Below are 17,557 nucleotides of genomic sequence, written 5' to 3' on the forward strand. Positions count from 1 at the left end.
CGGCAGGCGCGGTATGGATGGCGCGGGGCGGCCCTCAGTGGGCGCGCCCAAGGGCGATGGCAACCGCCGAGGTGCGGGTTTCCACTCCCAGTTTGGCAAACACATGCTCCAGATGCTTGTTGACGGTGCGCGGGCTCATGCCAAGGATGTCAGCAATATCGCGATTGGTCTTGCCCAGGCTCAGCCAGTGCAGCACCTCGGCCTCGCGCTGGGTCAGGCGGAAGGCCGCCACCAGCGCGGCCACGCTGGATTGCACACCGTCTTCGCGCAGCACCACCAGCCATTCCGCTGCGCCGGGGGCCAGGTGAAAACTGGCCAGCAGCCGCTGGCCGGCCTCTCCCGGCCACTGCCCCGGCAGCTCCTGCCCGGCCAGCCTGGCCTGCTCGGCATGGCAAGCCCAGCGCAACAGCGGCTGCGGTGCCTGTTCGCCCACTACGTCGAAGTAGCGCTGCAGTAGCTGACGGGCCAGCGCGGTCTGCCACAGCAGGCGGCCGCTGTGCGGGTCCAGCGCCAGCGTGGCCTGGCCAAAGGCATCCAGCGCGCTGCGTGCCTGCTGCATCTGGCGGGCATTGGCCGTGTGCGCGGCAATGCGCGCCAGCACTTCCGGTGGCCGCAGCGGTTTGGTGACATAGTCGGCCCCGCCGGCGGCAAAGGCCGCCACCACGTGTTCGCTCTCGGTCAGGCCGGTCATGAACACGATGGGAATGGGCCGGGTGACAAAATCCGCCTTCAGCCGCCGTGCCACTTCAAAACCGTCCATGCCCGGCATGAGGGCATCCAGCAGAATCACATCCGGCAGGCTGAGCCGGGCGCGCTGCAGCGCGGCTTCTCCATGCGTGGCCACCAGCACGGTGTAGCCGGCAGCGTCCAGCGCATCGTGCAGCAATTGCAGATTGTCCGGCACATCATCCACGATCAGCACCAGTGGGCTGCGTTGTGCGGCCTTGTCCATCAGGCTTGGTCCTTATCCGGCTGCGCCAGGCTGCGCAGCGCATCAAGTTGAAAGTTTGCCGCCAGCGCCTCGGCCCGGCGCAGGAATTCAGCATATTGGGTGGTTTGGCCGGCCAGGGTGTGCAAGGCGGCCTTCACTCCCTTGGGGTAGCCCAGTTGCAGCGCCTCCAGCAAGGGCTGCAGCAAGTCGGCTGGCGGCAGGCTCAGCGCCGCTGCGCTGGCATGCAAGGGTTGCAGGGCAGGGCTGGCCAGCGGCTGGCTGTCGCTGTGCCATTGCAGCGCCAGCCTTTGCCCCAGCCAGTCCAGTATCTCTTGCAGGCGGATGGGTTTGACGAAAAAATCCGCCGCGCTGATGCCGACATCGTTGTCCTGGCCCTTGTCAAAGGCATTGGCCGAGATGACGGCCAGTTGCGCGGCATCGGGCTGGCCCTGTTGTAGCTGACGGATGGCGCGCAGTGTTTGCCAGCCGTCCATGCCCGGCATGGCCAGGTCCATGAACACCGCATGCGGGCGAAAGCTGGCCAGTTGCGCCAGACAGGCGGCACCACTACTGGCCTCGGCCAGCTCAAAACCCAGTGCTTGCAGCATGTGGCGCAGCATGGCGCGGTCCACCGCCTCGTTGTCCACCAGCAAGAGGCGGCGGCGCGGCCCGGCATAGCCGGTACGCTGCAGCCGTGGCACGGCCTGTTCGGCCTGCTGGCCGTGCAGCGCCGGCAGGAACAGCCGCACGGTAAACAGCGCGCCCTGTCCCGGCGTGCTGTCCAGGCGGATTTCGCCGCCCATCAGGTCGGTCAGCATCTTGCTGATGGTCAGGCCCAGCCCGCTGCCACCTTGTTGCGACTGGCGGCCACGCTCGAAGGGCTCAAACAGCCGGGCCTGGTCCTCGGCCGCAATCCCCGGCCCGCTGTCACGAATGGTAAAGGTGGCCATTTCGCGCTGATAGCGCAGCCCCAGGCTGACCTCGCCGCAGTGGGTGAACTTGACCGCATTGCCCAGCAGGTTGATCAGGATCTGCCGCAGGCGCTTTTCATCGGCGCGTACCACTTGCGGCAGTTCGCCTTGCGGGACAAAGCTGAAATCCAGCCCTTTTTGCTGCGCCTGCAGGCTGAACATGGCCACCAACTGCTTGATGAAGGCGGTAAAGTCCAGCGGGCGCATGTCCAGTGTCAGCTTGCCGCTTTCAATGCGGGCAATGTCCATGGTGCCTTCTATCACCGACAGCAGGTGGTCGCCGCTCTTGTACACCACTTCCACTGCCTGGCGCGCCGCTGCTGACAGGCTGGCATCGGCATGCAGAATCTGTGCATAGCCCAGCATGCTGTTGAGCGGGGTGCGTAATTCATGGCTGATGGTGCTGACATAGCGGCTCTTGGCCTGATTGGCCTGCTCGGCCGCTTCGCGCGCCTGCTGCAGCAGCAGATCGGTCTGGCGGTGCGAGTCGATTTCCTGCTGTAGCAGGCGGGTCTGGCGGCGCGATTCCTCCTGTGCCACCTGGCGGCTATTGCGGGTCAGCACCATCCACCAGGCCAGTACGCTGCTGGCCAGCAGCAGCACGGCAAACAGGCGGAACAGCAGGCCGGCCAGCCCGGCCACCGCACCTTCCTGCCGGGCGATGAAATACAACAGGCCCAGCAGCAATAGCAAGAAAGCCGTGATGCCGGTCATCAGCAGCAGGTAATGCCCCAGCCCGCGTTGCAGATAAGGTTGCAGGCCGCGCGGCAGCAGGCGCTGCAACAAGCCCTGCCATTGCGCCGCCAGCGTGGCCTGCGGCTTGCACAGATCGCCGCAGCGCACATCCAGTGTGCAGCACAGCGAGCAGATGTGGCCTTGATACGCCGGGCAGCCCACGATGTCTTCCGCCTCGTATTCGCGCTGGCACAGCACGCAGCGATAGCGTGCCTGCTGCATGCCGGAGGGGCGGCGCGCCAGATAATAGCGCCCGCCGCTCAGCCAGGCGAACAGCGGCGAGAGCAGCAGCGCGGCACACATGGCCACCAGCGGTGACAGCGCCTGCGCCGTCTCGCCCATCACCCCCAGATGGGCGGCCACCGCCAGCAGCGATGAGAGCGCCATCGCGCCCAGCCCCACCGGGTTGATGTCGTACAGATAGCCGCGCCGGAACTCGATGCCGGGCGGACTGAGCCCCAGCGGCTTGTTGATCAGCAAATCCGCCACCACCGTCATGATCCAGGAAATGGCGATATTGCTGTACAGCGCCAGCACCTGCCCCAGCGCCTGAAACACCTCCAGCTCCATCAGCAACAGGGCAATCAGCGTATTGAACACCACCCACACCACCCGGCCCGGATGACTGTGGGTGAGGCGGGAAAAGAAATTGGACCACGCCAGGCTGCCGGCATAGGCATTGGTGACGTTGATCTTGAGCTGGGACACGATGACAAACAGCGTGGTGGCGGCAATGGCCAGCCGGCCATCGCTGAACACATGGGAATAGCCGATCAGATACATCTGGTTCGGGTCCACCGCCTTGGCCAGCGGCACCGCATTGCGCAGGGCCAGCCAGGCCAGCAGCGCGCCGCCCAGCATCTTGGCCACGCCCGGCAGTACCCAGCCCGGTCCGCCCAGCAGGCAGGCCAGCCACCAGCTACGCGCATTGTCAGCGGTGCGCGGCGGCATGAAGCGCAGATAATCCGCCTGTTCGCCCATCTGGGTAATCAGTGCAATGCCCACCGCGAAGGCCGCACCAAAACTGCGCAGCTCAAACTGCGTGCCTGCGCCGTACGCACCAGGGTAATGCCACAGGCCCTGCACGGCAGCAGGCTCCTGCCACAGCACAAAGCCATAGGGCAGCAGCAAGAGCAGCAGCCACAAGGGCTGGGTCCAGCTTTGCAGGCGGCTGATGGCAGTAACCCCATGCGTAACCAGCGGCAGCACCAGCAAGGCGCACAGCAGGTATCCGGCTACTGGCGGAATGCCGAAGCCCAGCTCCAGCGCATAAGCCATGATGGCCGCTTCCAGCGCAAAAAAAATGAAGGTGAAGGAGGCGTAGATCAGCGAGGTAACGGTGGAGCCGATATAGCCGAAACCGGCACCACGGGTCAGCAAATCCATATCCACCCCGTAACGGGCGGCATACACCGAGATCGGCAGCCCGGCCAGCAAGATCACCAGCCCGGTCAGCAGGATGGCCAGCAGGGCATTGAAGAAACCGGCCTGCACCAGCATGGTGGCCCCCACGGCTTCCAGCACCAGAAAAGACGCCGCCCCGCCCAGCGCGGTATTGGCCACCCGCCACAGCGACCACTGGCGAAAGCGGCGCGGGGTAAAGCGCAGCGCATAGTCTTCCAGCGACTCGCGCGCCACCCAACTGTTGTAGTCGCGGCGTAGCTGCAGAACTTGCTGGGGCGGGTTTGCTGGCTGGTGTGACACGCGTTTGGCCTGTGGTGTGCTGGGATCAGACCTGCACGCAAAAAACCTGCCAGTGTATGGGCAATGGCAATATTTAATTGGCCCCCGCTTGCGTGCGGCGCTGCGCGGATTAAAAACGCATGCTTGGCCGCCGCGGGCAGCCATTGCCAGAACGCTGGCGCTGCCCCCGCTTGCCATGTTGTTTGACCAAGCCAGCTATGGGCTGGCCCCGCAGATGGTGAAGGCAGTGCTGGATGTGATGGAGGCGCTGGCCAAACAGGGCAGGGCCATGATGTGTGTCACCCACGACATGGGTTTCGCCCGCAAAGTGGCCAAGCGGGTGATTTGCATCAACCGGGGCCAGACCGTGGACGATTGCAGCAAGCACGCATGCTTTGGTGGCAGTGCTTCCAGACCAGCACATGCAGCGCAATTCCTGTGGAAAATCCTGCGGCATTAGGCCCAAGCCTGCCGGTTTTTCCGGTGATTCGCGGCAAGTAAACAACCCGGCGGCATGGCAGGCAGCCGGGTTGTGGCGATGGGTGTCTCAACGCACCATGGTGGCAAGCGCCAGCCTGCGTTCAGCTTAAAACTTCCAGCCCCAGGCCAGGCCGAACAGGTTCTCCGACAGGCTGATGTCCGCTTCGCCACCGCCCAGTGCGTTCGGGATTGAACCCTGGCCATGCACCGTCTGCTTGAAACCATGCACATAGGCCGCGCTCAGTTCGCTATCCTTGCTGACTTTCCAGCTCAGGCCGACGGTGGCGTGGTTTTGCACGACACCGGGTGCCAGGATGTTGAACAGCGTCTGACTGGCCGGCACGGCTTGATCGGAATGACTGTAACCGCCGCGTAGCGTCCAGTTGTCGTTCAGCGTGTAGCTGATGCCCAGGCGATAGACATTGATGTCCTGCCAGCCAAAGCCCGGCCCCTGATTGCTGCCAAGCTGCTTGCCGCTGAACAGGCTGTCCACGCTGTTGGCAATCGAGCCGACCTGGCTGAAGCGGATGCGCTGGTATTCCCCCGCCAGCAACACGCTTGGCGTCAGTTGATAGCTCAAGCCGACACCGTAGTTTTCCGGAATGTCAAAACTGCCCTGATCGGCAAACAGGCCGCGGTAATCGTCAAACTTGCTCATGCGGATACGCGAAGACCAGGTAGCGCCCAGCGTCAACTGCTCGGACAGCTTGCCACTCCAGCCCAGCCTCAGTCCGACACCGGTCGAACTGTCGCGCCGATTACTATCCAGATTGGCCGCAGAGGATGAGAAACCGGCAAAGCCATCCAGCCCTTTGGCGGTGAATGTCTGATACGCCAGATTCAAGGCCAGGCCCAGGCTTTGCGTTTCGTTCAGCTTCCAGGCGATGGCGGGTGACACAAACAGTTGCGACAGCTCAACCCCGGCACTGCCTTTGCCGCCCACGGCGGCAAAGGGGTTGCGCTGATAATCGGTATTCATGCCGCCATTGCCATACAGGGCCACCCCGGCCACCAGTTCGGGGGTCAGTTGCTGGCTGTACCCCAGCTCCGGAATGACAAAATCGCGGGTTGCATTGCCATCGTACTGGCCATTGAGCCCGGCACCATTACCGCTGATGCTGGCGGAACGCTTTGGGGTAAACAGGTTGGCTCCGACATCCAGCCGGTTGCCAATGCTGGTCAGCCCGGCTGGATTGGCCGCGATGGCCAGCGTATCCTGTGGCAAGGCAATGCCGATGCCGGCGATGCCTTCTGATTTGACGCTATAACCATTGGCGAAATAACCATTGGTTGCCCAACTGCTGGGTACCAGCCCTGCCAACAGCAGTGCTATTTGAATTCCTCTTTGTTTCATTACTTACCCCATGGCCTGTTGTTATGTTGCTGGAGCCATGATAAGTAAAAAAACGTATTATATTTTTAGGAATATAATATAAGTTTATATATTATTTTGCTAAATCAAGCGCCCCGGTTCATTCCCGGCGGTATTGGCTTGGTTCTTGTCCCACAACGCAGACACCGTCATGCCAGCCATGCCGGTGGTCGCCGTCGCAGTGAAATGCGGGGCAGGGCAGCGGCTGGCATCCGGTGTTTGATCTGCATTCCATCAGCACTTCAGGTGCAATAAGGCGGATATTTGCCGCCGACTTGTCATGTGCGGCGCCTGCGCTGCCTTCCCAGGCCATGGGTCTGGCAGCCGGCTGGCAAATCTCCGCTGGAAGGGCTACAGATGTGCCTGATCTGGCAGCGGGCTAGCTGCCGCACGCCACTCACTGCCATCCAGTTCCGGCTCATCGTATTGCTGCAGCCGGGCATAGTGCTGATCGACATCCTCTGCCAGCAAGCTGGCAATCAGGCCGGAAGCCAGCCGTTGCGCACCGTCGCTGACTTGCGGAATATCACCGGCGCTGGCGCCCTGCGACAGGGCTGCCGCGTAGTTGAAGCAGTGAATCCGCTCCAGTCCGGGCAGGCTGCCGGGCTGTTTTTCCAGAAACTGGTACAGGCTGCCCAGATAAGGCGAACCGGCCAGCTCGCGATCCGGTGCGCCGGGCAGGCTGGGGTAGTGGTCCTGCCATAGCCGCACATGGCCGGCGATGCGGGCATATTCCGGCCGTTGCGCCCAGTCGGTGCAAAAGCCGGTGCAGAAAATCACGAAGTCGGTGGTGACTTCGCCCAGATTGGTACTGAGCACAACCCGGTCATCCTCCAGCCGGGCCGTTTCCACCTGAATGCCAAAGTGAAAGCTGGCATTGGGGTACTGGGACACGCGCAAGGTGCTGCTGTGCGGCGGCGGCACCTGGGTGGTGTTCAGGTAATGGCGGACTTTCCATTTCCATTCGTCCGACAGCAGGCGGAAACCATGCGCCATGCCGGGATTGACCGTGCCCTTGCTCTTGTTGATGCGCGGCAGGTCGTGACGGCGGATCAGCAGGGAAACACTTCTGGCCCCGTGTTCCAGTGCCGTGGCGGCGGCATCCATGGCGGAGGAGCCACCGCCAATCACGGTGACATTGCGCCCGCGCAGCATTTCGCCTGACCAGGCAGCGCCGGAGTGTACCCAGTGGCTGGATGGCAGGCGGGCAGCCCAGGCGGGCAGGCTGGCACCGCCCAGACCATCGCGCCCGGTGGCCAGCACCGCGTGGCGCGCCAGCACCCGGCGGGTCTGGCCGCTGGTGTCGTCGCGGAAAGACAGGGCAACCACGCCATCGGCGCGCGCTTCCACGTCTACCAGCTTTTGCAGGTTATGTACCTTCAGTTGCAGCACCTCGCGATACCAGCGCAGGTATTCCATCCAGCTCAGGCGGTGAATCTTGTCCAGTTGCTGCCAGCCTTCCAGGCCGTGCTGCGCCTCGTACCAGGCGCGGAAGGTGAGGCTGGGAATGCCCAGGCAAGGGCCGGGCAGCTCCTTGGGGGAGCGCAGGGTAATCATGCGGGCGGTGGTGGCCCAGGGGCCTTCTAGGCCGGCGGGCGACTGGTCGTAGATTTCGGCATCCACGCCATTGAAAGCCAGCGCGGCGGCCACCGCCAGGCCGGACATGCCGCCACCGACAATCACCACATCCTTGACTTCACCTTCCGGGTGGCTGGCCGGGATGGTCCAGTTTTTGGCCGGCAGGCCAAGATAGTCCAGGTCTTGCCGGATACGGCTTTCCAGAGCCGCCAGGCCCTGTGTTTGTGCGCTGCTAGTCATGTTGCAAAACATCCATGGCAAAAACCACACCCTAACATGGGTTTTTGGGCGGCCAAATATCAATTCCTGCACTGTAAATCGGAAATAAAGACAAGCATTCAGTATTGCGCCAATCGCATTCGGTTCATGATTTTATTGTCTGGAATTGGTATTTCGCGCTTGTTTTATTGCGTCATTGTGCCGATTTTCCCTGTCAAACATGAATAAATGATAAGCATGTGAAGAATGTGCAATCAGCGCTGGCGGCGGCAGTGCTAGATTGGTGGCATTAACCCTACGGCTGCCATTGTTTGCATCATGGCAGCCTGTTTTTTGCCAATTTCCTGCTTTCAATGTCAGCTAAGGATTACTCATGTTTGCCGCCAGTCAATATCACAAGGCATTGCTTGTTGCCGCTTTTTCCTCGGTTTCCTTCTCTGCGCTTGCCGCCCCGGTTGCCATTGGCTATCAGGCCCCATTGACCGGTGAATATGCCCAGTATGGCAACCAGTTTCGTAATGCCGCCAATCTGGCACTGGATGAATATAATCAGACACATAAAGCCGCGCCGGTGGTCATCAAGTTTGCCGACAGCAAGGGTGATGCACTGGAAGGCGTGTCGATTGCCCACAAGTTTTCCGACGACAATTCCATTGTCGGGGTAATCGGCGATTTCTCCTCCACGGTATCCATTGCCGCGGGCAAGGTATATGCCGAAACCCATCTGGCTCAGTTGTCGCAAACTGCCTCGCATCCGGATTTCGTCAAGATCAGCCCCTGGCAATTCCGCAATATCATCACCGAGGCATTCGAAGGGCCGTATAACGCCCGCTGGATCAGCCAGAACAATATCAAGAAGGTGGCCGTCATCAGCATCCAGAACGACTGGGGCCAGACCGCCAGCAAGAATTTTGCCAAATCCTTCAAGGACGCCGGTGGCGAAGTCACCGCGCTGGAAAGCTTCAATCCGGGTACCCGCGATTTTCGCGCCATCCTGACTAAGGTGGCCCGCACCCGCCCCGATGCCATTTATCTCGCGCTGATGTATGAAGACGGCGCGGCCTTGCTGCAGCAAAAGCAGCAACTGGGCTTCAATGTGCCGGTATATGGCTCGTCCTCGATGTACGAGAAAAAGCTGATCCAGCTGGCTGGCCCGGCAGCCGAAGGGGTGAAGATTTCCACCACCTTTACCGCCAGCAGCAAGGAGCCGAACGTGCAGGCCTTCGTCAAGGCTTACCAGGCGCGTTACCACGTGGAGCCGTCCATGTTTGCCGGTCAGGCCTATGACGCCACCCGCATCATGCTCAATGCCATTGCCAAGGCCGGTGGCGAAAAAGCCAGCCGCGAGGCAGTGCGCAATGCACTGGCCGCCACCAAGGACTTCCCCGGCGTCACCGGCAAGACCACCTTTGACCCGGTGACTCGCGAACCGGCCAAGAGCCTGTCGCGCCTGCAAATCCGCAATGGCGATTTCACTGCGGTAGCCAATTGATTCACGGCCCGCCTGGCGGGCTTTGCACGAGAATGCACATGCTGGATTTTTTTGATGTTTTCCTGGTGCAGCAGTTGCTGAACGGCTTGGCGCAGGGCCTGGTGTATGCGCTGATTGCCATCGGCTTCACGCTGATTTTCGGCGTGCTCAATGTGGTGAATTTCGCCCACGGCGAAATCTACATGCTGGGCGCTTTTGCCGGGCTGCTGGCCATTCAGGTGCTGGCACCGCCCGGCTTTGCCGTGCTGCTGCTGGTGGCCGCGGCCGGGCTGGTGCTGGGCGTGTTGCTGGAGCGGGTGGCTTTCCGGCCATTTCGTCGTTTCAACGATGAGGCCTCGCTCAAGTCCAAGGCGCTGCGCGAGGCCACCTTGCTGTCCTCGCTGGCCATTTCCATCATCACCCGCGAGCTGATGCAGCTGTATGTCGGTGCCGACATGCAGTCCATTCCGCAAGCCTATCTGCTGATGACGCCCATCCAGCTGGGGCCGTTGAGCATTGCCAGCGGGCAGGTGCTGATTTTCGTCACGGCCTTGCTGATGTTTGTGCTGCTGCAATGGTTGCTGTTTCGTACCCGGCTGGGCCTGTCCATCCGCGCGGTGTCCAATAACCGGCTGGGTGCCTTGCACGTGGGCATCAATGTCAATCACATCATCATTGCCACCTTCGCCATCGGCTCGCTGATGGGCGCGGTGTCCGGCATTGTGGTGGGCTTGTATTCGGGCAATATTTTCCCGCAGATGGGTTTTTCGCCCGGCATCAAGGCCTTTGTGGCCATGGTGATGGGTGGGCTGGATTCCATCCCCGGTGCCGTCATCAGTGCCATCGTGCTGGGGCTGTGTGAAGCACTGTCCACCGACTTCGTGTCGCAGGGCTGGTCCGAGCTGATCAGCTACGGCCTGTTGCTCATCACCCTGCTGTACTTCCCGCGCGGCTTGTTCGGAAAGAAGGTGGAACGTGTCTAGTCTGTCCCGTTCAACAAGGCCGCTATTGCTGCTGGCCGTCTTGTGGCTGCTGCTGGGCTGGCTGGATGCCAGCTACCTGTACCGGCTGGCCAGCATGGCGCTGGTGTTCGGCCTGCTGGCGGCCAGTGCCAACCTGATTACCGGCGTGGCCGGCATGATGACGCTGGGCCATGCGGCCTTTTACGGCGTGGGGGCTTATACTGCCGCCTTGCTGTCCAGCCAGTACCAGTTTTCGCCCTGGCTTACCCTGCCGCTGGCCGGGCTGGCGGCGGCGCTGCTGGGCGGGCTGACTGCCTGGCTGACCCGGCGGCTGGTGAATGTGCATTTTGCCGTGGCCACGTTGGGCATAGGCCAGGCGGTGTATGTCACCTTGCTTAACTGGGTGGATTTCACCCGTGGCCCGATGGGCATTACCGACATCGCTCCGCTCAGTACGGCCAGCCCGGCCATCAACCTGGGGCTGGTGATGCTGGTGTTCCTGCTGTGTTACCTGCTGCTGGAACGCACCATCCATTCCTACTACGGCAATGCGCTGCGCGCCTTGCGCGAGGACGAGCAGTGCGTGGCCGCCATGGGGCTGGACCCGGCGCGGCTGAAAATACAGGTGATGGTGCTGGGCTGTTTCATTGCCGGGCTGGCTGGTGCGCTGTGGGCGCACTCCACCCGCTATGTGTCGCCGGGTGATTTCCGTTTCAGCGAATCCATCACCATTCTGGCCATGGTGGTGATCGGCGGGCTGGGCAGCTTGCCCGGTGCCATCATGGGGGCCTTGTTGCTTACCCTGTTGCCGGAGTTGCTACGCAGCCTGGGTGATTACCGCATGCTGGTGGTGGGCTCCATCATGTTCGGCTTCATCATGTTCCTGCCCAAGGGGCTGATTGGCGAATACTCGGCGCTGCGGGTGTTCCGTAGCCACCTCAAAGCCCTGGAGCAATCATGACCGATACGCTGCTGGAACTGAAACAGCTGTCGCTAAGCTACGGCGGGGTACATGCGCTGGAGGATATCTCCCTGCGCTTGCCGTCCGGTGGCATTACCGGCCTGATCGGGCCGAATGGCGCGGGCAAGACCTCCTTGTTCAACGTGATTACCGGCTTCTCGCGCCCCAGCCACGGCGAAGTGCATTACGCCGGACAGCGCATCGACGGCCTGCCGGTGCCGCAGATCGCCCGGCAGGGCATTGCACGCACCTTCCAGAACCTGCGGGTGTTTCCCGGCATGACGGTGTTTGACAATGTCAGCATCGGCGCACTCAGCCAGCAGCGCTTTGGCTGGCGTGCGCTGTGGAGCCGCAAGCAGCACAGTGCGCAGGCGGTGAGTGCTGCCACCTGGGCGGCACTGCGCCGGACCGGGCTGGATGGGCTGGCGTTCGAGTTGGCGGCCAATCTGTCCTATGGCAAACGCAAGTATCTGGAAATCGCCCGCGCCCTGGCCTTGCAACCGGGCTTGCTGATTCTGGACGAACCGGCGGCCGGGCTGAATGACAGCGAAACCGCCGCCCTGGCCGACTTTTTGCGCCAGCTGAGCCAGCAAGGGCTCAGCCTGTTGCTGGTGGAGCATGACCTGAGCCTGGTAAAGAAAATCTGCGACCGTGTGCTGGTGCTGTCATCCGGCCGCTTGCTGGCCGAAGGCAGCCCGGAACAGGTGATGCGCGACCCGGCGGTGATTACATCCTATCTTGGCAGCGAGGAGGCCTGATGGCGTTGCTGGAAGTTGAAAACATCAGCGTGACGCTGGGCGGGGTGCCGATTCTGCGTGAGGTTTCCCTCACTGTGGAGCCGCAGCGCATTGTCACCATTCTGGGTGCCAATGGCGCGGGCAAGACCACCCTGTTGCGCGCCATTTCCGGTATCTATCCGCTTGGGCAGGGCAGCATACGGTTTGACGGTGCGCCCATCCATGGCCAGCCGGCCCACCGCATCGTGCAAAGCGGCTTGTCGCATGCGCCGGAAGGGCGGCAGATCTTCTCCAGCATGACGGTAAGGGAGAACCTGCAACTGGGCGCCGGGGCGCAGCGGGACTGGCAGCGGGAGCTGGCCTTTGTGCATGACATCTTTCCCATCCTGCAGCAGCGCAGCAAACAGTTGGCCGGCACCCTGTCCGGTGGCGAACAGCAAATGCTGTGCATAGGCCGGGCGCTGATGGCCAGACCGCGGCTGCTGATTCTGGACGAGCCCTCGCTGGGGCTGGCACCGCAGTTTGTGCAGCAGATTTTCCGGGTGATCGAAACCATCCGCCAGCACGGGGTGACGGTGGTGCTGGTGGAGCAGAATGCGCGCTCGGCACTGCGCATTGCCGATGATGCCTATGTGCTGGAGCACGGCCGGATTGCCCTGTCCGGCCCGGCGCAGCAGCTGATGCATGATGCCGCCGTGCAGAATGCCTATCTGGGAGCAGCCTGATCCAGCTTGTTGATAAACCCTCTCTCGCTTTCTGAACAGAAAGCGAGGCCCGCTGTTTCAATTGGCAAGGCAAGGGCGGGGGGCGGGGATGGATGGGAAGGCTGCTGAATCAAGCAGTGAGTAGAAAAGCCCGGCTTTGCCGGGTCCTGTGAAATCGAACCCAATCACTTCGTCAGCAGCCTGAAACGCAGTGCATTTTTGCACTGCGTTTTTTCTTGATGGCCAGCGCAAGCCTGTTACTTGCTGACCTTGTCGAAATACACCTGATCGGCATTCAGGCCCTGCAAAAAGCCTTGCACATTGCTGCGCAACACCACTTGCTGGCTCGCCTGGAAGGCCAGTACAAACGGCGAGTTCTTCTGGATGTCCTTTTGCAGCGCGCTGTACAGGGCCACCCGCTTGGCCGGCCTGGTTTCCTGTACTGCCTGGTCGGTCTTGTCACTCAGCGCCGGAATCACCCAGCCATTGCGCCAGGCCAGGGTTTTGGTGCCGTCATCGCGGTTGAGGGCAAAGGCGCTGGCATTGGAATGCGGGTCGAAATAATCCGGCGTCCAGCTCAGCAAAACGCCTTCATGACTGCGGGCGCGCACCTTGGCATATACCTGGCTGCCAATGGCCGGTTGCAGTTCCAGCTTGATGCCCGCCTGGGCAAAGCTGGCCTGCAAGGACTGGGCAATGTCGGCGTAGGGCGGCTGATTGAAGGTGTCCAGCTTGATGCTGAGGTCCTTGATGCCGGCCTTGGCCAGAATGGCCTTGGCACGGGCCGGGTCAAAGCGGTAGGGCTGGTCTTTCAGTGCGCCAAGGAAACCACTGGGCAGGAAGGACTGATGCACCTTGAATTGCCCGCGCAGCAGCTTGTTGGCCACGCCGTCGTAGTCGATCAGCCAGCGCGCCGCTTCCCACACCGCCGGGTTCTTCAGGCTGCTGTTGCTGGGGCTGACCGTATTGAAAGCCACGTAATACAGCGCTGCCGACGGGAAAACCTGTACCTTGACGCCGGGCTTGCCACTCAGGGCGGCAATCTGGTCCGCGCTCAGGTCGCGGGCAATGTCGGCATCACCCTGTTCCAGTTGCAGGCGGCGGGCGGCGGCATCCGGCACATTCTTGAAGATTACCGTCTTGAGCAGCGGCGCACCGGCCGGCGATGTGGGGTTGGCATCCAGCACCAGTGCCTCGTGCGGCTTGTATTCGCGCAGTTGGAAGCTGCCGCTGCCGGCCGAGTGCGATTTGAGCCAGCTATTGCCGGCATCGCCATTCTGTTCCTTGGCCTGCACGATTTTCGCATCCACGATGGAGGCAATCGGGGCCGAGAGAATGCTCAGCGCAAAGCTGGGGCCCACCTTGGCGGGCCAGGACAGTTCCACCTGCTTGTTGCCGGTCTTTTTCAGCAAGCCATCGATATTGTCGGCCTTCCAGCCCAGTTCATTCAGGATGAAGGCCGGGGACTTGTTCAGCTTGACGGCCCGTGCCAGCGAGTAGATGACATCTTCCGGCCGTACCGGGTTGCCGCTGGCAAAGCGTGCGCCCGGTTTCAGGGTGAATTGCAGGGACTGACCGTCCTTGCCGGCCACCCAGTGGCTGGCCAGTGCCGCTTCGATATTGGCCGGGTTGCTGCGGTTGGACTGCACCAGGCGCTGATACAGGCTGTTGAATGACTGTACGCTGCTGAATTCGAAACCCTCGGCCGGGTCCAGGCTGGCCAGATCGTCGATGGACTGAGCCACCACCAGGACATTTTTCGGGGTGCCGGCATTGGCCGTCTGGCACAGCGCCAGCCCGGTCAATATGGCAAGCGCAATCGGCTTGTGCATGCTTCATCCTCCTTGAATTGGATGCCCATTATTTGATTTGGCGGGTTTTTTCCAAAATCCATTTATGTATAAGCAATGCAGATTTTCCTGAACCGGACGGTATTGCGAGTGACAGGAATGCCATTATCGGAGGAGGGTGATTCAGGTAAAAAAATGTTAAATACGGCGAGTTGATTTGTTTGATTTCTTGCTGATTTGCATAGCAGAAATTCTGATTTAGCCGTTGGCAATGCTTTGTTTAATATCTGGCAGATTCCTGGCAGATAAATAAAGCAAATGAAAAAAATCTCGTACTCCATGCCGCTGCTGGCCAGCCTGACAGCATTCTGCTATCCGGCGCTGGCCGCAACGCCGGCCAATACCCTGGTTATTGCCCAGTCCATCGATGACACCTCCAGTTTTGACCCGGCCCAGGGCTTTGAGCTGACCACGGTGCAGGCTTTCAATAATCTGTACCAGCGTCTGGTGCAGGCCGATGTGCAAAACCCGCAGCGGCTGCAACCGGACCTGGCCCTGTCCTGGCAGCTTGGCAAGGACAAGCGCAGCCTGATTTTCAAACTCAACCCCAAGGCGCGTTTTGCCTCGGGTAATGCGCTCACCGCAGACGACGTGGTGTTTTCGCTGGCGCGGGTGGTGAAGCTGAACCAGGAGCCGTCCTTCATCCTGAGTCAGTTGGGCTGGACGGCGCAGAACGTGGATAGCCTGATCCGGCGTGTGGATAGCCAGACCGTGCAGCTGAGCTGGACGCTGGACGCCAGCGCCGATTTTGTCTTGCGCCTGCTGTCGGCGCCGGTGGCATCCATTGTGGACAGCAAGGAGGCGCTGGCGCACCAGCAGGACAATGACCTGGGCCATCAGTGGCTGGGCAGCCATTCCGCCGGTAGCGGCCCCTTCCGCATTCGCAGCTATGTGCCGCACGAGGCACTGGTGCTGGACGCCAACCCCAGTTCGCCACGCGGCGCGCCAAAGCTCAAAAGCATTGTCATCAAGAACGTGCCGGATGCCGCCGCACGCCGCCTGTTGCTGGAGCAGGGCGATGCCGACATCGCACGCAATCTGGGAGCGGACCAACTGGCAGGCCTGGCGGGCAAGCCCGGCGTGAAGCCGCTGGCCATTCCTTTTGCTTCCCTGTATTTCCTGCAGATCAACAGCAAGGCCTCGCCGGCGCTGGGGAATCCGGCGTTCTGGGAGGCGGCGCGCTGGCTGTTCGATTACCAGAAGATTGCCAATCAGCTGCTGCAAGGCCAGTTCCAGGTGCATCAGTCCTTCCTGCCCGATGGCTATCCGGGGGCCTTGAAAGACCAGCCCTACCGTTACGACCCGGACAAGGCGCGTGCCATCCTGGCCCGTGCCGGGCTGAGCAATATCACGCTGAAATTGTCGGTGAACAACCAGCCGCCTTATCTGGACATCGCCCAGGCCTTGCAGGCCAGCTTTGCCAAGGGCGGGGTGAAGGTGGAGCTGCTGCCCGGCATCAGCGCGCAGGTATCCACCAAGGTGAAGGCGCTGGATTACGATGCGGTGCTGACATCGTGGGGGCCGGATTATTTCGACCCGCATACCAATGCCTCGGCCTTTGCCTATAACCCGGAAAACGGCAGCAAGACCCTGGCCTGGCGTGCCGGCTGGCATATTCCGGAGCTGAACCGGCAAACACTGGCGGCCATTGCTATTGCCGACCCGGCCAAGCGCGCCGCCGCCTATCAGAAGCTGCAAAAGACGGTACAAAAGTCTTCGCCGTTTGTGATTGGCCTGCAGGCCCGCAGCCTGATTGCCGTGCGCAGCAACCTGAAAGGCTATGTGCAGGGCGTGAACCCGGACATGGTGTTTTACGACAAGGTCAGCAAGTAATGCGCAGCGTGTCCGAGCGTCTGCTGTTTGGCCCGCTGTGGGGCGTGGCGCGCAAGTTGTTGACCATGCTGCTGACGCTGCTGCTGTTGCTGACGCTGACCTTCTTGCTGTCGCGCATGGCGCCCATCGACCCGGTGTTGCAGGTGGCGGGCGACCATGCCAGTCAGCAGACTTATGCCCAGGTCAGTCATGAGCTGGGGCTGGACCAGCCCTTGCCGCTGCAACTGGGCCGCTATCTGCTGCGCTTGCTGCATGGCGATCTGGGCGTCTCCAGCACCACCGCCCAGCCGGTGGCCAGCGACCTGGCACGTGCTTTTCCGGCCACGCTGGAGCTGGCGACTTACGCCATCGTGCTGGCTTCGGTGTGTGGTGTGGCGCTGGCCTTGCTATCGGCACTGAAGCCCGGCGGCTGGCTGGACAATCTGGTGCGCTGTTTTTCCTTGCTGGGCTATTCGGTGCCGGTGTTCTGGCTGGGGCTGCTGGGCCTGCTGCTGTTTTATGCGCGCTTGCATTGGGCAGGCGGGCCGGGCCAGCTGGATGATGCTTATCTGTACAGCCTGAATGAGCGCAGCGGCTTCATCCTGCTCGATAGCTGGCGCAGTGGCGATGCCGAAATATTGCGCAATGCCGTGTCGCACCTGTGGCTGCCGGTGTTGCTGCTGGCCATGCTCTCCATGGCGGGTATCACGCGCTTGTTGCGGGCGGCATTGCTGGAAGAGTGCGGCAAGGAGTACGTCACGCTGGCGCGGGCCAAGGGAGCAGGGCGCTGGCGCATTCTGTGGCGGCATGTGCTGCCCAATGTCAGCGGCACCCTGGTGACGGTGCTGGCCCTGTCCTACAGCAGCCTGCTGGAAGGTGCGGTCCTCACCGAAACCGTGTTTGCCTGGCCGGGCATAGGCCGCTATCTGACCACGGCGCTGTTTGCCTCGGATGTGGCCGCCATTCTGGGGGCCACGCTGGTGATAGGCAGCAGCTTCGTGCTGCTGAACATGCTGGCGGACAGCCTGGTCCTGCTGCTGGACCCGCGCAGTCGGCAGGCCGACATCGCTCACCCCTCATCGCGATAAATC

Annotated in this window: 13 protein-coding genes; 8 read left to right on the forward strand and 5 right to left on the reverse strand. The window is 61.7% G+C overall.

Annotated elements, in window-relative coordinates; genetic code table 11:
• Nucleotides 1-34: 34 nt before the first annotated feature.
• Together DLM_RS06995 and DLM_RS07000 are read right to left on the reverse strand one after the other, a co-directional pair.
• Nucleotides 35-952, reverse strand: coding sequence for a DNA-binding response regulator (locus tag DLM_RS06995; RefSeq protein ID WP_089084789.1), 918 nt, complete (start codon nt 950-952; stop codon nt 35-37).
• Nucleotides 952-4,341: an ATP-binding protein gene (locus tag DLM_RS07000; protein ID WP_197715524.1), complete on the reverse strand. Its 3,390-nt coding sequence runs from the start codon at nt 4,339-4,341 to the stop codon at nt 952-954. Before DLM_RS07000 ends, DLM_RS06995 begins: the two co-directional genes overlap by 1 nt.
• A 175-nt stretch (nt 4,342-4,516) precedes the next feature.
• Between DLM_RS07000 and DLM_RS07005 the strand changes: the two genes are divergently transcribed.
• Nucleotides 4,517-4,780, forward strand: coding sequence for an amino acid ABC transporter ATP-binding protein (locus DLM_RS07005; RefSeq protein WP_089084790.1), 264 nt, complete (start codon nt 4,517-4,519; stop codon nt 4,778-4,780).
• Nucleotides 4,781-4,906: 126 nt separating this feature from the next.
• On the opposite strand, the gene DLM_RS07010 is transcribed toward DLM_RS07005, so the two are convergent.
• Nucleotides 4,907-6,154, reverse strand: coding sequence for an OmpP1/FadL family transporter (locus tag DLM_RS07010; RefSeq protein ID WP_089084791.1), 1,248 nt, complete (start codon nt 6,152-6,154; stop codon nt 4,907-4,909).
• Nucleotides 6,155-6,523: 369 nt separating this feature from the next.
• Nucleotides 6,524-7,990: an FAD/NAD(P)-binding protein gene (locus DLM_RS07015; protein WP_089084792.1), complete on the reverse strand. Its 1,467-nt coding sequence runs from the start codon at nt 7,988-7,990 to the stop codon at nt 6,524-6,526.
• 352 nt (nt 7,991-8,342) lie between these two features.
• On the opposite strand from DLM_RS07015, the gene DLM_RS07020 reads away from it, so the two are divergent.
• From DLM_RS07020 to DLM_RS07040, 5 genes are read left to right on the forward strand one after another with little or no spacing between them, the layout of a single operon-like run.
• Nucleotides 8,343-9,461, forward strand: a complete 1,119-nt coding sequence (locus DLM_RS07020) for an ABC transporter substrate-binding protein (RefSeq protein ID WP_089084793.1) — start codon at nt 8,343-8,345, stop codon at nt 9,459-9,461.
• Nucleotides 9,462-9,499: 38 nt separating this feature from the next.
• Nucleotides 9,500-10,423, forward strand: coding sequence for a branched-chain amino acid ABC transporter permease (locus DLM_RS07025; protein WP_089084865.1), 924 nt, complete (start codon nt 9,500-9,502; stop codon nt 10,421-10,423).
• Complete coding sequence (locus DLM_RS07030) at nt 10,416-11,363, forward strand: branched-chain amino acid ABC transporter permease (protein WP_145985784.1); 948 nt, start codon at nt 10,416-10,418, stop codon at nt 11,361-11,363. Before DLM_RS07025 ends, DLM_RS07030 begins: the two co-directional genes overlap by 8 nt.
• Nucleotides 11,360-12,121 (forward strand): ABC transporter ATP-binding protein, encoded by a 762-nt coding sequence (locus DLM_RS07035; protein WP_089084795.1) that lies wholly within the window; start codon nt 11,360-11,362, stop codon nt 12,119-12,121. The genes DLM_RS07030 and DLM_RS07035 overlap by 4 nt, the downstream gene beginning before the upstream one ends.
• Before the next feature lie 5 nt (nt 12,122-12,126).
• A complete protein-coding gene (locus DLM_RS07040) occupies nt 12,127-12,825 on the forward strand; it encodes an ABC transporter ATP-binding protein (RefSeq protein ID WP_089084866.1) in 699 nt (232 codons plus the stop codon).
• A gap of 236 nt (nt 12,826-13,061) precedes the next feature.
• On the opposite strand, the gene DLM_RS07045 is transcribed toward DLM_RS07040, so the two are convergent.
• Complete coding sequence (locus tag DLM_RS07045) at nt 13,062-14,636, reverse strand: ABC transporter substrate-binding protein (RefSeq protein WP_089084796.1); 1,575 nt, start codon at nt 14,634-14,636, stop codon at nt 13,062-13,064.
• A 276-nt stretch (nt 14,637-14,912) separates the two neighbouring features.
• On the opposite strand from DLM_RS07045, the gene DLM_RS07050 reads away from it, so the two are divergent.
• Both DLM_RS07050 and DLM_RS07055 read left to right on the forward strand, forming a co-directional pair.
• Nucleotides 14,913-16,487: an ABC transporter substrate-binding protein gene (locus DLM_RS07050; RefSeq protein ID WP_089084797.1), complete on the forward strand. Its 1,575-nt coding sequence runs from the start codon at nt 14,913-14,915 to the stop codon at nt 16,485-16,487.
• Nucleotides 16,487-17,554, forward strand: coding sequence for an ABC transporter permease (locus tag DLM_RS07055; protein ID WP_089084798.1), 1,068 nt, complete (start codon nt 16,487-16,489; stop codon nt 17,552-17,554). The genes DLM_RS07050 and DLM_RS07055 overlap by 1 nt, the downstream gene beginning before the upstream one ends.
• Nucleotides 17,555-17,557 lie beyond the last annotated feature (3 nt).

The sequence above is a fragment of the Aquitalea magnusonii genome (genome assembly GCF_002217795.2).
GTDB classification, from domain to species: Bacteria; Pseudomonadota; Gammaproteobacteria; order Burkholderiales; family Chromobacteriaceae; genus Aquitalea; species Aquitalea magnusonii_B.

Excerpts from the sequence above, each read along its gene's own strand:
- DLM_RS06995 (WP_089084789.1), bottom strand. The coding sequence starts at position 952 with ATGGACAAGGCCGCACAACGCAGCCCACTGGTGCTGATCGTGGATGAT.
- DLM_RS07005 (WP_089084790.1), top strand. The coding sequence starts at position 4,517 with ATGTTGTTTGACCAAGCCAGCTATGGGCTGGCCCCGCAGATGGTGAAG.
- DLM_RS07010 (WP_089084791.1), bottom strand. The coding sequence starts at position 6,154 with ATGAAACAAAGAGGAATTCAAATAGCACTGCTGTTGGCAGGGCTGGTA.
- DLM_RS07015 (WP_089084792.1), bottom strand. The coding sequence starts at position 7,990 with ATGACTAGCAGCGCACAAACACAGGGCCTGGCGGCTCTGGAAAGCCGT.
- DLM_RS07020 (WP_089084793.1), top strand. The coding sequence starts at position 8,343 with ATGTTTGCCGCCAGTCAATATCACAAGGCATTGCTTGTTGCCGCTTTT.
- DLM_RS07025 (WP_089084865.1), top strand. The coding sequence starts at position 9,500 with ATGCTGGATTTTTTTGATGTTTTCCTGGTGCAGCAGTTGCTGAACGGC.
- DLM_RS07035 (WP_089084795.1), top strand. The coding sequence starts at position 11,360 with ATGACCGATACGCTGCTGGAACTGAAACAGCTGTCGCTAAGCTACGGC.
- DLM_RS07045 (WP_089084796.1), bottom strand. The coding sequence starts at position 14,636 with ATGCACAAGCCGATTGCGCTTGCCATATTGACCGGGCTGGCGCTGTGC.
- DLM_RS07050 (WP_089084797.1), top strand. The coding sequence starts at position 14,913 with ATGAAAAAAATCTCGTACTCCATGCCGCTGCTGGCCAGCCTGACAGCA.
- DLM_RS07055 (WP_089084798.1), top strand. The coding sequence starts at position 16,487 with ATGCGCAGCGTGTCCGAGCGTCTGCTGTTTGGCCCGCTGTGGGGCGTG.